Below are 14,565 nucleotides of genomic sequence, written 5' to 3'. Positions count from 1 at the left end.
GCCTTGTGCGTCAAGATGAATCGGGAACCCAATAAACCTGAGAACGAATAAACGGAATACGATTAGTGTGTAAGCTTACACTAAATAATGACAGGTTAAATAAGTAAGAATATTTCCCGCGACCTTGCATTGTGCAATGCAAAAGACAAGGGGACGGAATCGTCCGGGGAGCGGCTAGAAACACCGTCCGCGCTCAGGCCGGCTTGACGAAACCGTCGAGAACCCTTTTCTGCCCGGCCTTGTCGAAGTCGATCGTCAGCTTGTTGCCCTCGATTGCGGCGATGTTGCCATTGCCGAATTTGAGGTGGAAAACGCGGTCGCCGACCGCGAATCTGGAGGGCGTCTCTTCGCTGCTGCGAGCAACGAGCTCGCCTTCAATCGTGCGTCCGCGCGGCCCGCTCTCCCCATAGCCGATGCGCTCGACGGCATGGCCGGAGCGCGTGCCCCAGTTGTCGCGGGTTGCATCGTTGCGGTTCTCCTGAGCCCGCTTCCAGCCGGGGGTGGCATAGGTGTTGGAAAACGGCGCGGCGCGGTCAAAGCGCGACTGACCGTAGCCGCCATAGGAGACCTCGGTCTCGCCGACCTCGACATGGTCTTCCGGCAGTTCGTCGAGGAAGCGCGACGGCATGGTCGACTGCCACAGCCCGTGAATGCGCCGGTTGGAGACGAACCAGATGTGGCAGTTGCGCTTGGCGCGGGTCAGGCCGACATAGGCCAGGCGGCGTTCTTCCTCGAGGCCGGCGCGCCCGCTCTCGTCCAGCGCGCGCTGGTGCGGAAACAGGCCCTCTTCCCAGCCGGGCAGGAACACGGTCTTGAATTCCAGACCCTTGGCCGAATGCAGCGTCATGATCGAGACGGCGTCCATCTCCTCGTTCTGGTCGGCGTCCATCACCAGCGACACGTGTTCCAGAAAACCGCGCATGCTTTCGAATCCGTCCATGGAGCGGATCAGCTCCTTCAGGTTTTCAAGCCTGCCGGGCGCTTCGGCGGAACGGTCGTTCTGCCACATCTCGGTATAGCCGCTTTCCTCAAGGATGATCTCCGCAAGCTCCGTATGCGGCGTGGTCTCCAGCAACTCCTGCCAACGCGTGAACTGGGTGACGACGTCGAACAGCGCCTTGCGCGGCTTCGGCTTCAGTTCGTCCGTGTCGATCATCTCGCGCGCTGCCGCCAGCATCGGAATGTCGCGGGCGCGGGCATAATCGTGGATCTTGCGCACGCTGGCATCGCCCAGGCCGCGCTTCGGCGTGTTGATGATCCGCTCCAGCGCCAGATCGTCGGCAGGCTGGCAGGTGAGGCGGAAGAATGCCATCGCGTCGCGGATCTCAAGCCGCTCGTAGAAGCGCGGGCCGCCGATGACGCGGTAGTTGAGCCCGAGTGTGACGAAGCGGTCCTCGAATTCGCGCATCTGGAACGACGCGCGCACGAGAATGGCCATGTCGTTCAGAAGCTCGCCGCGGCGCTGCAACTGTTCGATCTCCTCGCCCACCGCGCGCGCTTCCTCCTCCGAATCCCAGGCGGCGTGGACCTGAACCTTGTCGTCATCGGGATCGGAACGCTCGGTGAACAGCGTCTTGCCGAGGCGTCCGTCATTATGCGCGATGAGATTGCCGGCAGCCCCCAGAATATGGGCTGTGGAACGGTAGTTGCGTTCCAGCCGGACGACCTTCGCGCCGCGGAAATCCTTCTCGAAGCGCAGGATGTTGTCGACCTCGGCGCCGCGCCAGCCATAGATCGACTGGTCGTCGTCGCCGACGCAGCAGATGTTGACCGGACCGTCATCCTCGCCCGGACGCTGGGCGAGAAGCCGCAGCCACATATATTGCGCGGTGTTGGTGTCCTGGTATTCGTCCACCAGAATATAGCGGAAACGTCGGTGGTACTCTTTCAATATGTCCGGGTTTTCACGGAAGAGCCGGATCGGATGCAACAGGAGATCGCCGAAATCGCAGGCATTCAGCGTCTTCAGCCGGTCCTGATAGGCCATGTAGAGCTCTCGTCCCTTGCCGTTGGCAAAGGCGCGGGCGTCGCCTTCGGGAATGAGCTCGGGCGTCAGCCCCTTGTTCTTCCAGCCGTCGATCATTGAGGAAAACTGGCGCGCCGGCCAGCGCTTGTCATCGAGGCCTTCGGCCTGGATCAACTGCTTGATCAGGCGGATGACGTCATCCGTGTCCAGAATGGTGAAATCGGACCTGAGCCCCACAAGCTCGGCATGGCGGCGCAGAAGCTTCACGCCGATGGAGTGGAACGTGCCGAGCCAGGGCATGCCCTCCACCGCGCCGCCGACGAGCACGCCGACCCGCTCCTTCATCTCGCGGGCGGCCTTGTTGGTAAAGGTCACGGCGAGGATCTGGCTCGGATAGGCGCGGCCCGATGCCAGGATATGGGCAATGCGGGTGGTGAGCACCCGCGTCTTGCCGGTGCCCGCGCCGGCGAGCACGAGGAGCGGGCCCTCGATGGTTTCGACGGCATCGCGCTGCTCGGGGTTGAGGCCGGTGAGGTAATCGGGTGCATCGGGCGCGCGCCGCGCCGCCATGGCGCGCGCGGCAAGCCCGCCCGCCTGTCCGGGGGGGCCGCCGGGCGCCGCCGCCGCCGGCTTGCGCGGTTCGTCATCGTCGTCGAAGAACGGTATGTCGTCGTGGCCGTGAATCATGGCGCCAATCTAGTGGCTTGAGGGGCAAAGGTGAAGGCATGCATCGAAATGAGAACAAAATATGCACAGAGCGGGGCTTTTCCGTTCGGAAATACGGCATGAAGAAGGCGACGGACGCGCGCAAAGATTACAAATTGGTGAGGTTTCATTCCGTGGCTTGCAGTGAGCCGGGTGATCTGGATAATTCCACTCATATTCTTATCGCTTTCCACAGGCCGTCACCGTCGGCATCCTCTTTGAAAACCGGAGTCATTGATGCGTTTCTACCAGCAGGTTGCCGTGAGTGTCTGTCTTCTGGCGATCGGATCCGCGGCATGGCTCTTTCTGGCGCCCGGCGGGCGCGAGGTGCTGACGTCCTACGGCGTTCTGGAGGCGAAGTCGGGCGACAGCGGCGGCGGTCGTCCCCCCGGCGGTTTTGCGGGAGGCGGCATCCAGGTGGTGAGCGCGCCGGTGACCACGGGCACCGTCAATGACGAACTGACGGCGATCGGCAGCGGCGAGGCGATCCGCTCGGTCACCGTGCTTCCGGAGGAGGCGGGCACGATCACCGAGCTCAACCTTTCCTCGGGCGATACGGTTGAGAAGGGGGAGGTCATCGCGGTGCTCGATGACCGCGAACAGGTGCTCGCCCGCAATCTGGCCGAGGTGGCGCTCGAAAGCGCCGCGCGTCAGGCGGAGGTCAATCGCAGGATCAAGTCGGCGATCTCCGACCTCGAGGTCTATAATGCCGAGATCGCCGAGCGGTCGGCCGCCCTCGACCTCGAGGCCGCCGAACTCGACCTTTCGCGTCGCCGCATCGTTGCGCCGATCGCAGGCGTTGCCGGAATCGTTCCGGTCAATGTCGGCGATTATGTCACGACCTCGTCCGAAATCGTCACCATCGACGACCGCTCCTCGATCCTGGTCGATTTTTCCGTGCCGGAACGTTTCGCCACCGCGATCCGCCCCGGCGCACCGGTCGAGGCGAGTCTCGTTTCCGCGCCGCAGCAGCTGTTCGAGGGCGAAGTGCAGGCCGTCGACAACCGGATTGACGCGGCAAGCCGCACCTTCATGGTGCGCGCGCGCCTTGACAATGAGGACGATTCGCTGCGCGCCGGCATGTCCTTCGACGTGTCGATGCGGTTTCCGGGCGATGTCTATCCGGCCGTCGATCCGCTTGCGATCCAGTGGGATTCTGACGGGGCCTATGTCTGGCAGCTCGTCGACGGAAAATCGACGAAGACGCGGGTCCGCATCATCCAGCGCGACCCGGACGTGGTGCTGGTCGACGCGGAACTGGGCGAGGGGGATGATGTCATCATCGAGGGCATCCAGCGCCTGCGCGAAGGGGCTTCGGTCAGTGATGTGACCTTTGGCGCGCCGAAGCGCGCAAGCGCGGAGACCGCGTCATGAGCGATCACGATAACGACAAGACGCCCGGCGACGAGACGGCGACCGAAAACCAGACGAGCGATGCGCGCAGCGAGGCGGAAAAGGCGATCGCGGAACATGAGAGCGAGCATGGCTTCACGGCGCTCTTCGTGCGCCGGCCAATCCTCGCGGCGGTCTTCAATGCGCTGATCGTCGTTGCCGGTCTCGCCGCCTTTTTCGGCGTCGAGGTGCGTGAACTGCCGGATGTCGACCAGCCGGTGATTACCGTACGCACCACCTTTTCGGGCGCCGCGCCCGAGACGGTCGACCGCGAGGTGACCAATGTCATCGAGGGCGCGGTCGCGCGCGTTCCAGGCCTCCAGTCGATGTCCTCCCAGTCGTCCACCGGCTCGAGCCGGGTGACGCTGGAATTCAGCAAGGACACGGATATCAACGTCGCCTCCATGGATGTGCGCGACGCCGTCGGCCGCGTCGAGGGGCAATTGCCCGACGATGCCGACGAGCCGCGCATCGTCAAGGCGGACTCGGATGCACAGCCGGTCGTCCGGCTGGCGATCACCTCGTCCACGCTCGGCATTGACGACCTGACCGAACTCGTCAGCGACGAGATCGAGGACCGGTTCGCCGCCGTGCCCGGCGTGGCCGATGTCGCCGTCTACGGCGAGCGGGAGAAGATCTTTCGCATTGATATCAACCAGGCCGCCCTTGCAAGCCGGGGCCTCTCGGTGGCTGACCTGGCGTCGGCGCTGTCCGATATCTCCTGGGACGTGCCGGCCGGCTCGCTGACCAGCACCACCCAGGCGCTCGGCGTGCGCGCCACCGCCGACATCACCACGCCGGAGGAATTCGCCGATATCCGCGTGGCCGAGAATGTCCGTCTCGGCGATGTCGCCACCGTCGTCTTCGGGCCGGACACGGCGGCAACGGCGCTGCGCTACAACGGCCAGCCCGGCATCGGCCTCGGCATCATCCGCCAGGCGAAGTCGAATACGCTCGAAATCTCCGAGGGCGTCCACCGGGTCGTAAACGAGATCGCGCCGAACCTTCCGGAGGGCACGACGATCAAGGTGTCGAGCGACGACGCCGTGTTCATCTCCGGCTCGATCGAGGAAGTTGTCCGCTCGCTCATCCTCGCGGCGATGATCGTGGTCGCCATCATCTACGTCTTCCTGCGCGACTGGCGCGCGACCATCATTCCGGCGATCACCCTGCCGGTGGCGCTGGTCGGCACGCTCGCCGCGATCTATGTCGCGGGCTTCTCCGTCAATATCCTCACCCTTCTGGCGATCGTGCTGGCGACCGGCATGGTCGTCGATGACGCGATCGTGGTCCTGGAAAACATCGTGCGTCTCAGGGCAAACGGCATGGGTCCGCGCGCGGCCGCGGTGCTCGGCACCCGCCAGGTCTTCTTCGCCGTCATCACCACCACGGCAACCCTTGCCGCGGTATTCGTGCCGCTTTCCTTCCTGCCGGGGCAGGCGGGCGGACTGTTCCGCGAATTCGGCTTTGTGCTGGCCTTTGCCGTGATGCTGTCATCCTTCGTGGCGCTGACGCTCTGCCCGATGCTGGCATCGCGCATTCTGGTGAGCCACAAGGATCAGAAGCCCGGGCCGGTCGCGCGTTTCGGCACGGCCCTTGCGCGCTTCTATGCCGTGACGCTCGGCTGGGTGCTGGCCGCGCCGTTGGTGCTCCTGTCTCTTGCCGGCCTGCTGGTTTTCGGGGCCTATCTCGCCTATGCCAACCTCACCACCGAGCTTCTGCCGCGCGAGGACCGGTCGATGCTGATGATGCGGGTCTCCGCGCCCCAGGGGGTCAGCCTCGATTATACCCGCGACCGCATCCAGCAGGTGGAGGAGAAGCTCCAGCCGCTGATCGATAGCGGCGAGATCGAAAGCATCTTCTCGATCTCCGGTTTCGGCAGCAACACCAACAGCGGCTTCGTCGTCATGTCGCTTGCGCCCTGGGCCGATCGCGAGCGCACGCAGGACATGATCGCCCGCGACGTGAACGCCGCCTCCGGCAGCATTCCGGCCGTGCGCGCCTTCGCCTTCCAGCCGAACTCGCTCAATATCCGCGGCGCCGGCAACGGGCTTTCCGTCGCGCTTGTCGGCTCCAGCCATGAACGGCTGACGGAAGCCGCGAGCGCGCTTGTCGAGGCCATGGAGGCCGATCCGATGTTCTCCGCCCCGCGTCTTTCCGAGGAGGCGACGCAGGCACAGCTGGCGCTCACTCTTGATCGCCGCCGCGCGGCCGATCTCGGCATCGATATTGGCGGGCTCTCCCAGGCGCTGATGGCGCTGCTTGACGGCCGGTCGGTGGGCGAGGTGTTCATCGACGGCGAATCCTATGATGTCCAGCTGCGCGCCGACACCCGAAAGGTCGATGATCCGAGCGACCTGAGGAATATTTTCCTGCGCACCGGAGACGGCCGCATCGTGCCGCTGTCGACCATCGCGACGCTTGAGGAGAAATCCATCGCGCCGACGCTCGAACGCGAGCAGCAACAGGCGGCTGTATCGCTGTCGTCGAGCCTCGGGCCCGGCGTGGCGCTGGGCGACGCCTATCAGCGCCTTCTGGAGCTTGCCGAGCCGCTTCTGCCGCCGGGCGCCCACGTCCAGGCGCAGGCCGAGGCGGCCGCCCTTGATGAAAACGCTTCGGGCATGGGCATGGTGTTCGGCTTTGCCATCATCATCGTCTTCCTCGTGCTTGCCGCCCAGTTCGAAAGCGTCTGGAGCGCGCTGATCATCCTGGCGACCGTGCCCTTCGGCATCGGCTGCGCCTTCATCGCCATGCTTCTGACCGGCACCAGCCTCAACATCTATTCCCAGATCGGCCTCGTGCTCCTGATCGGCGTGATGGCAAAGAACGGCATTCTGATCGTCGAATTCGCCAACCAGCTCAGGGATCGCGGCGAGAGCGTGCGCGATGCGATCGAGCATGCGACCATGCTCCGGCTTCGGCCGGTGATGATGACGATGATCTCCACCGTGCTCGGCGGCATTCCGCTGGTTGCTGCCTCCGGCGCGGGCGCCGAGGCGCGTATCGCGCTCGGCTGGGTGATCGTCGGCGGTCTCGGCCTTGCCACTATCGTCACGCTCTACGTCACGCCGGTCGCCTATTACCTCCTTGCGCGCTTCTCGAAGCCGAAGGCCGACGAAGAGCGGCGTCTCAACGCCGAGATGCACGAGGCGGCATCGATCGGTCACTGATGGCGAGGGTATCCGTTTTGGTTTCCATGGAAAACCTTGCTAAAGCGGGCACTATACTGTTGTTATAGGCCTCCAACGCAATGATCGGCATGACCGATTCCGATAGTCCTGAAGGGGGAAACATGAAAGCCAAGTTCATCACGGCCATTTTCGCGTCGGCGCTGCTTGCCGGCTGCGCGGCCAACACCCAGAACAGCGTGAATCAGGCGCCCGAGGAAGTATCGGTCACCAATATCTCCGTCAGCGACCCGGCGGCCTATATGGACCGCCAGGAGGCCGAGATGCGCGAGCAGCTCGCCGGCTCCGGCGTCACCATCGTGCGCACGCCGAAATATATCGCGGTGGTCTTTGATTCGAGCATCACCTTTGCCACCGACAGCGCCGAGATCGTGCCGTCCTTCGGTCCTTCGCTCGCCGTCGTTGCCGGTCTCCTGCAGAAGTATAACGCCACCGATATCGACGTGAACGGCTATACCGATTCGACCGGTTCGGACGCCTATAACCTCAAGCTCTCGCAGCAGCGCGCCAATGCCGTTGCCGGGGCCCTGATCCAGCGCGGCGTCAGCCCGCAGCGCATCATGCCGGTGGGCTACGGCAAGGCTGATCCGGTTGCCTCCAACGACACGGCCGACGGCCGCGCCCAGAACCGCCGCGTGGAGATCCGCATCGCGCCGCCGCCGGCTGCCGATGCGGTGGCGGCTGCGACCAACTGAGCATTTTTGTTCAAGGGATGAAGGCAATGGCCCTGAGCAATGTCTTCGGGCCATTGCCGTTTCGGCGCGGCGGCTCCGCCATATCAATGCCGCAATGAGGCGGCTTGAGAATGACTAAGACTTTTCTTGTTCGAGGGACATCATGCTGAAGAAAATGACCATTGCTGCGGTAAGCGTCGCGTTTCTGGCCGGCTGCACGACCACAGACCCCTATTCGGGGCAGACCGTCAACAACAATACCGGCACCGGCGCGCTCGCCGGCGGCGCGCTCGGCGCGCTGGCGGGCCTTGCCGTCGGCGGCGACGCCAAGGGGGCCGCGATCGGCGGCGCGATCGGCGCGATCGCCGGCGGCGGCATCGGCGCCTATATGGACAGCCAGGAGCGCGAATTCCGTCAGGCCCTGGCCGGCACCGGCGTTTCCGTCGTCCGCAACGGCGACATGCTGACGTTGATCATGCCGGGCAACGTTACCTTCCCGACGGATGAATACACGATCCTGCCGAACTTCTATTCGACGCTGAATGCTGTTTCGACGGTGCTGCGCAAATATGACCGTACCGCCGTCAATGTGAACGGCTACACGGATTCGACCGGTTCTGTCGAATATAACCAGAGGCTGTCGCAGGAGCGCGCCAACAGCGTCGGCAATTATCTGGTTCAGTCGGGCGTTGGCGCCAACCGCATTTCCGCCGTCGGCTTCGGTCCGTCCAACCCGATCGCCTCCAACGCCACGCCGGAAGGCCGGGCGCAGAACCGGCGCGTCGAAATCCAGATCTCCGCCGTCAGGATGTGAGGCTTGCACGGCCTGGCGGAAACGACAAAAGGCGCCGCGCGGCGCCTTTTTTCATGCGGGTCCCGCATCCCTCAGCGCAGTCTGAGGTTGACCGGAGCGCGCCCGTCACGATCGGCGCGGATATAGAGATGAATGCGGGCCGCGGGCTGGACGGCGCGCGCGGCGCGCTCGCCCTGGCTGGTCAGAAGCCCGACGAGTTCCCTTGCCTTGTAGCGGCCCTGGAAACGGGCATATTCCGCCAGTTTCTGGGCGGCCTCGTGGAGCGGGTTGAAACCGCTGCGGCGGGCGGTTGCGGGTTCAGTATTGCCTGACATCATGCCGGAACGCTGTTTCCTGTTCACTTCGATCCCCATCGCTACGCAGGACAGATAATGGGCTTTTCCATGGCGCCGAAAGCTTTGCGTTTCTTGCTTTCCGAAACCTTACCGATGAGGCTATCGGAGAAATCTTTCAAAACCCTTTACGAATAAAACGCCGGCCCGCTATGCGGACCGGCGTTTTATTCAGTCATTCTTTTCTCCGCGCCGCAGCGCGCTCTTTACTTCTTGCGCGTTACTGCAGGCTTGCCCAGCAGCTGACCCCGTTGCGCTTCAGCGCGCGGCAGGCCTTGACCGCCTCTTCCTGGTCGGGGAAGCCGCCGAAGCGGGCGCGGTAGATCTCCTGGCCGCCATTGTTGTAGGCAAGGGCAAAGGGCTCCGATTTGTCGAGCGCGCCGCCGGCCTTGCCCTGCGTGCGGGTCAGCAGCGCGCGGGCGCCCTCGGCGGTCGCGGCTGTGCCGACCTGGACGACCCAGCCGCGCGGCTGGCTGATCGAGGCGGTCTTGATCGAGGTGTCCGGGGCGCTTTCCGAGGCCTGAGCCGCGGGAATGATCGCACCGCCGACGGCATCGGCGACATCGTCGGCCGTTTGCAGCACATCCTCGACGCTCAGCCCTTCGTCATTGTCGGCCGGGCGGCGTTCGCTCGGCAGCGGAACGTTGGAGACGAGCTCGGCCTGGACGCCGGTCAGGCCAGCCGAAGCGGAAGGCGCGGCATTGTCGTTTGCCGCATAGGCGAGCGCGACGCCGCCGTCTGCCGCCGGGCGGGGATAGGGGATCGGGCCTTTTTCCGGGAACACCATGGCGTCGGCGCGGGCGATGACGAAATTGCCGCTCCGGCCGTTGGAAGCCTTGGGCAGGTAGGTCGTCACCAGACGCGTCGCCCACTGGTTGCGGCTTGCCCCGGTCGCGCCACCCATGACGATGGCCACGATCGAGCGATTGCCGGAGACGGCGGAGGTGGCGAGATTGTAGCCCGAGGCGTTGGTGTAGCCGGTCTTGATGCCGTCAACGCCCTTCACCTGGCCGAGAAGGCGGTTGTGATTGCCGATATTGTACTTGCCGTATTTGAAGTTGCGCGTGCCGAAATAGTGGTAATATTCCGGAAAATGCTGACGCAGCGCGATGCCGAGACGGGCCTGGTCGCGGGCCGTGGTCTTCTGCGCGCTGTTGGGCAGGCCGTGGGCATTGCGATAGGTCGTGCGCGTCATGCCGAGCGCATGCGCCTTGTTGGTCATCATCGCGGCGAAATTGCTCTCCGAACCACCGAGATACTCGCCGACGGCGGTGGCGACGTCGTTGGCCGAGCGGGTGATGAGGGCGTAGATCGCGGTTTCGACCGTCACGCTGCCGCCGGCGGGAATGCCGAGCTTGGTCGGCGGTTCGGCTGCCGCGTTCTTCGAAAACGGTATTTTGGTATTGAGCGTTACCCGGCCGTTGTCGAGCGCTTCGAACACCATGTAAAGCGTCATCATCTTCGTCAGCGAGGCCGGATAGCGCGGCGCATCCGGCGCCTCGCTGTAGAGAACCTTTCCGGTGTTGGCGTCGATCACGATCGCCGCGTCGTTGGAATCGGCGCGGGCCTCGTTGACGGGAAGGCCGGTAAGGAGGGTCGCGAGTGCCGCGAGGACCATCACGGCATTGAGGAACCGGCTCAAACGGAAGCGGCGGTTTGCCTGTCTCTGCATTCGAAAAACTCTTGCGAAATCTGGCGGTTGATGTTTCCTGGCGAAGCCGTGCCGGCATGATACCGGTCGCGTTCATCCATTGCTAGGCTGTGGATCGATCTGATCAAATCGCGGTTAATATTCGTTTAAATTGCCGCGGCGGCATCGTTTATTCCTGTTCTTCGCGCCCGGTGCGCGGCCGCTTTTCCGCTTCGCCTTCTGCCATGCCCGGCGACGCTTTTCAAACATGTTCCGATCGGATAATCAGAAGCCGAACAGGAGCAAGACCCATGCGCACACCGAGAACCGGCGGCGACCCCTTCCGGCCCCAGAGGCGCGAGCCGCCCATCAACCTTCCGCCGGTGGTGCTGGCGGCGCTTGCCGTGCTTTTCGCGATCTTCCTGCTGCAGCAATTCGTTCTCGGCAATGCGGCCAACCTGATGGTGTGGCGGGAATTCGGCTTCATGCCGGTGCGCTATGTCCGTGCGCTGTCCGGGCAGGACTTCGCCTGGCTGTGGTCTCCCTTCACCTATTCGCTTCTCCACGGCGGGTGGAGCCACATCATCTTCAACGCCATCTGGCTGGCGATCTTCGGCGCGCCGGTTGCGCTGCGGCTCGGGCCGACGCGTTTTCTCTTTCTGTGGCTGACGAGCGCTGTCGCCTCCGCCTTCTTCTTCGCGCTCACGGACTGGGGTGCCGTGACGGTGCTGATCGGCGCTTCCGGCGTGGTGTCGGCCTATATGGGGGCTGCCTGCCGCTTCGTCTTTGCCGGCGGACGGTTCCTGCCGCAGGCGCATCTGGGGCCGCGGCTTTCGATCGGCGCGGTCTTTGCCGATCCGACGGCGCGCGCTTTCGTGCTCGTCTGGCTCGTCGGTAATCTGCTGGTCGCGGTCGGCGTCAGCTTCGTCGGCGTCAGCGCCGGCGCTATCGCCTGGCAGGCCCATGTCGGCGGTTTCCTGTTCGGCTTCCTCGCCTTTCCCTTGTTTGACGTGAAGACGCCGCGCACGCTGATTTTCTAGTGCATCGGGGAAGGAGCCGCCGGCACGCTTTTCTTGCAATCGCCCCAATCCTCATGCACCATATTCCCGTGCGCGGCGTCCTGGAGGAGGGATGCGCGGAAGGTGCTTGAAACGAGGAGGCTTTGATGGCGATCACTGTCAGGATGATACTGGACGAGAAGGGCAGGGCGGTCGTGACCGCGCCGCCGCCGACGTCGATTTCCGAGGTGGCGGTCATTCTCCACCAGAACCGCATCGGCGCCGTCGTGATCGTTGATGACGAGGGCAGGATCGCCGGCATTTTCACCGAGCGCGATCTTGCGGCCTGCGTCGGCAAGCACGGCGCGCGGGCGCTGTCAGCGCCAGTTTCCCAGGAGATGACGGACAATGTCTACCGCTGCGACGAAGGCACCACGGTCAACGAACTGATGGAGGTGATGACCAAGCGGCATTTCCGCCATGTTCCGGTGGAAGTCGACGGAAAGCTCGCCGGCATCATCTCGATCGGCGATGTGGTCAAGTCGCGCATCCGCGAGGTCGAGCAGGAGGCCGAGCACATCAAGTCCTATATTGCCGGCTGAGATCTACTTGCCGTAGACCGTTTCGGGATCGAAAGCGCGGTCGTCGTCGATGCTTGCTAGGGCGGCGGCGCCGTTTTCGGTCGTCACGGCGCGATAGAAGCAGGAGCGCCGGCCGGTGTGGCAGGCGGCGGCATGGCCGGTCATCGAGACCTTCAGCAGGACCGCGTCCTGATCGCAATCGGTCACGACCTGTTCCACCTTCTGCAGGTTGCCGGAGGTGTCTCCCTTCTTCCAGATCGCATTGCGCGACCGGCTGTAATAATGAGCAAAGCCGGTCTCGAGCGTCAGCGACAGCGCCTCGGCGTTCATATGGGCGAGCATCAGCACCGCATTGTCGCGGACGTCGATGACGACCGCCGTGATCAGCCCCTTGTCATCGAAGCGGGGGGTGAAAACGGTCGCCTCGTCGAGCAGGGCCTTGTCCTGCGGCGGTTTTGAGAAGTGCGGCATGGTTTTTCCTGTCATTGCCGGGCCTTTTCCTGCCGGCGTTGATAGACCGTGCGCGACGGCTTTGCAATCCGCCGGCCTTGCCGCGGACTTGCCGAACGCCCATGTTTTCCTGTAGCAAGTCATCGCGGTCCGCCTTCTTCGGGCAGGGCCTTACGGAAAGCGACCATGGACGATATCTACTCCGCGCGCATCCTCAGCCATGCCGGCAATGTCACCCGGCTGGGGGTTCTGGACGCCGCCGATGCCAGCGCCTCGGCTCATTCCAGGCTGTGCGGCTCGCGGCTGACGGTCTATGTGAAGCTCGCGGACGGAGCCGTCAGCGATTTTTCCCATGAGGTGAAGGCCTGCGCTCTCGGCCAGGCGTCCTCGGCGATCATGGCCGCCTCGGTCATCGGCGCGACGCCTGACGAGATCCGTACGGCGCGGGACGCGATGCTGGCGATGCTGAAGGACGGCGGCGAGGGCCCCGCCGGACGGTTTTCCGAAATGCGCTGTCTCCTGCCGGTCAGGGACTATCCGGCCCGCCACGCCTCGGTGATGCTGACCTTCGAGGCCCTGGTGAAGGCGCTCGACGCATGCGATGCCGCCGAGCCGGACCTGAGAAAGGCCGTCCGGACAGATGTGTGAGAGACATGGCGGGACAAGGTCCTCACGCAACTGGCAGGGCCCGTTTCGCAAGACCCCCGGCCGCCTGTTCGGCCTGGCCTTCATCCGCTTCTACCAACTGACCTTTTCGAGCCTGATCGGCCAGTCCTGCCGGCACCTGCCGACCTGTTCGGAATATGGCTATGAGGCGATCGCCCGCCACGGACTCTGGGCGGGCGGCTTTCTCACGCTGTTTCGCGTGGGGCGCTGCGGGCCGGGGGGCACTCACGGCTTCGACCCCGTGCCCGAGACGCTGGACCCTGACTGGCGCTGGTACACGCCGTGGCGTTTTTTCTCCGCCGGGCGTCGCTCTCACACGTCCGAATAGCGGGCGATCACGAGGTAACCCGGCGTCGGCTTTCCGTTCTCGAAACGGACGTTGATGTCTGTCACCTCGACCGTCCGGAACCCGGCCTTTGCGAGGCTTGCGGAGAGATAGGCGAGGCTGTGCGCGAACCGGTGATGCGGCGCGACCATGTAGTCGCGTCCCGTCAACACGTCATCGGGCAGCGTTTCCGCGGAAAAGGCGAGGATGCCTCCGCCGGCCATGCTTTTGGCCGCGCCCGAGAAGAAGGCGTCGAGCGTGCCGAGATAGGGCAGCACGTCGGCGGCGATGATCAGGTCGAATCTCTCTTCGCCGTCGTCATGCAGGAACTCCTCGACCTCAGCGACAAACAGGGTGTCGTAGAGCTCCTTCTCATAGGCGATCTCGACCATTTTCTCCGAAATGTCGAGCCCGGTGATATCCTCCGCCATGTCTGCGAGCGCGCTGGCGCCGAGCCCCGTGCCGCAGCCGAGGTCGAGCATGCGCGCGAACGGCCCGAGCGCAAGCGTCTGAAAGCGCTGGCGCATGATCATCGGCACGCAATAGCCGAGCTGGTCGACGAGAATATCCTCGAAATCCTCGGCATGCTGATCGAACAGCGTCTCGACATAGGCGTCGGGCGCCTTTTTCGGCGCGTCCGCAAAGCCCATGGCGGCAAGGCGCACGGCAGCGCCGCCATGGTCGTCCGGGTCGATCGCCAGAACCGCGCGGTAGGCGTCCGCCGCTTCGGCGAGCCTGCCCGCCTTTTCAAGCGAGAGCGCCCGGTTATAGGCCTTTGCCAGCTTTTCCTCGTCGATCTTGCGCGCCATTACGGTCATCCCGTTGTCTTTCCGCCATGCTCTAT

At 64.1% G+C, this 14,565-nt stretch carries 13 protein-coding genes; 8 read left to right on the top strand and 5 right to left on the bottom strand.

Annotation, left to right across the window (positions count from 1 at the left end; all coding sequences use genetic code 11):
* Nucleotides 1-193 precede the first annotated feature (193 nt).
* Nucleotides 194-2,653 (bottom strand): ATP-dependent helicase, encoded by a 2,460-nt coding sequence (locus AZF01_RS13720; protein ID WP_024709243.1) that lies wholly within the window; start codon nucleotides 2,651-2,653, stop codon nucleotides 194-196.
* 255 nt (nucleotides 2,654-2,908) lie between these two features.
* On the opposite strand from AZF01_RS13720, the gene AZF01_RS13715 reads away from it, so the two are divergent.
* The 4 genes from AZF01_RS13715 to AZF01_RS13700 all read left to right on the top strand — a co-directional run bounded on the left by AZF01_RS13715 (nucleotide 2,909) and on the right by AZF01_RS13700 (nucleotide 8,739).
* Nucleotides 2,909-4,045, top strand: coding sequence for an efflux RND transporter periplasmic adaptor subunit (locus tag AZF01_RS13715; protein WP_024709244.1), 1,137 nt, complete (start codon nucleotides 2,909-2,911; stop codon nucleotides 4,043-4,045).
* A complete protein-coding gene (locus tag AZF01_RS13710; protein ID WP_024709245.1) occupies nucleotides 4,042-7,233 on the top strand; it encodes an efflux RND transporter permease subunit in 3,192 nt (1,063 codons plus the stop codon). The genes AZF01_RS13715 and AZF01_RS13710 overlap by 4 nt, the downstream gene beginning before the upstream one ends.
* 122 nt (nucleotides 7,234-7,355) lie before the next feature.
* On the top strand, nucleotides 7,356-7,946 hold the full coding sequence (locus AZF01_RS13705; RefSeq protein ID WP_161633049.1) for an OmpA family protein: 591 nt from the start codon (nucleotides 7,356-7,358) through the stop codon (nucleotides 7,944-7,946).
* Nucleotides 7,947-8,088: 142 nt separating this feature from the next.
* Entirely contained in the window at nucleotides 8,089-8,739 is a 651-nt protein-coding gene (locus AZF01_RS13700; RefSeq protein ID WP_024709247.1) for an OmpA family protein, read from the top strand.
* A 71-nt stretch (nucleotides 8,740-8,810) separates the two neighbouring features.
* Here AZF01_RS13700 and AZF01_RS13695 read toward each other — a convergent pair whose 3' ends face one another.
* Together AZF01_RS13695 and AZF01_RS13690 are read right to left on the bottom strand one after the other, a co-directional pair.
* Nucleotides 8,811-9,080, bottom strand: a complete 270-nt coding sequence (locus AZF01_RS13695) for a hypothetical protein (protein ID WP_244435593.1) — start codon at nucleotides 9,078-9,080, stop codon at nucleotides 8,811-8,813.
* Between the two features lie 211 nt (nucleotides 9,081-9,291).
* Nucleotides 9,292-10,743 carry a D-alanyl-D-alanine carboxypeptidase gene (locus tag AZF01_RS13690; protein ID WP_024709249.1) on the bottom strand — a complete coding sequence of 484 codons (1,452 nt, stop codon included), beginning with the start codon at nucleotides 10,741-10,743 and terminating at the stop codon, nucleotides 9,292-9,294.
* Nucleotides 10,744-11,012: 269 nt separating this feature from the next.
* Here AZF01_RS13690 and AZF01_RS13685 point away from each other — a divergent pair, with 269 nt between their 5' ends.
* Together AZF01_RS13685 and AZF01_RS13680 are read left to right on the top strand one after the other, a co-directional pair.
* Nucleotides 11,013-11,741 (top strand): rhomboid family intramembrane serine protease, encoded by a 729-nt coding sequence (locus AZF01_RS13685; RefSeq protein ID WP_024709250.1) that lies wholly within the window; start codon nucleotides 11,013-11,015, stop codon nucleotides 11,739-11,741.
* Between the two features lie 125 nt (nucleotides 11,742-11,866).
* Nucleotides 11,867-12,301 (top strand): CBS domain-containing protein, encoded by a 435-nt coding sequence (locus tag AZF01_RS13680; protein WP_024709251.1) that lies wholly within the window; start codon nucleotides 11,867-11,869, stop codon nucleotides 12,299-12,301.
* Nucleotides 12,302-12,304: 3 nt separating this feature from the next.
* On the opposite strand, the gene hisI is transcribed toward AZF01_RS13680, so the two are convergent.
* Nucleotides 12,305-12,751: a phosphoribosyl-AMP cyclohydrolase gene (gene hisI / locus AZF01_RS13675; protein WP_024709252.1), complete on the bottom strand. Its 447-nt coding sequence runs from the start codon at nucleotides 12,749-12,751 to the stop codon at nucleotides 12,305-12,307.
* 165 nt (nucleotides 12,752-12,916) lie between these two features.
* Between hisI and AZF01_RS13670 the strand changes: the two genes are divergently transcribed.
* Entirely contained in the window at nucleotides 12,917-13,378 is a 462-nt protein-coding gene (locus tag AZF01_RS13670) for an iron-sulfur cluster assembly scaffold protein (protein WP_024709253.1), read from the top strand.
* Nucleotides 13,371-13,724, top strand: coding sequence for a membrane protein insertion efficiency factor YidD (gene yidD, locus AZF01_RS13665; protein ID WP_024709254.1), 354 nt, complete (start codon nucleotides 13,371-13,373; stop codon nucleotides 13,722-13,724). The genes AZF01_RS13670 and yidD overlap by 8 nt, the downstream gene beginning before the upstream one ends.
* On the opposite strand, the gene AZF01_RS13660 is transcribed toward yidD, so the two are convergent.
* The gene (locus AZF01_RS13660; RefSeq protein WP_024709255.1) at nucleotides 13,709-14,530 is read right to left on the bottom strand and encodes a methyltransferase; all 822 of its coding nucleotides are present in this window, start codon (nucleotides 14,528-14,530) and stop codon (nucleotides 13,709-13,711) included. The two genes, yidD and AZF01_RS13660, sit on opposite strands and share 16 nt — an antisense overlap.
* Nucleotides 14,531-14,565 lie beyond the last annotated feature (35 nt).

It is taken from the genome of Martelella sp. AD-3 (assembly GCF_001578105.1).
Lineage (GTDB): Bacteria > Pseudomonadota > Alphaproteobacteria > Rhizobiales > Rhizobiaceae > Martelella.
This window is presented reverse-complemented; position numbering and strand designations above follow the sequence as displayed.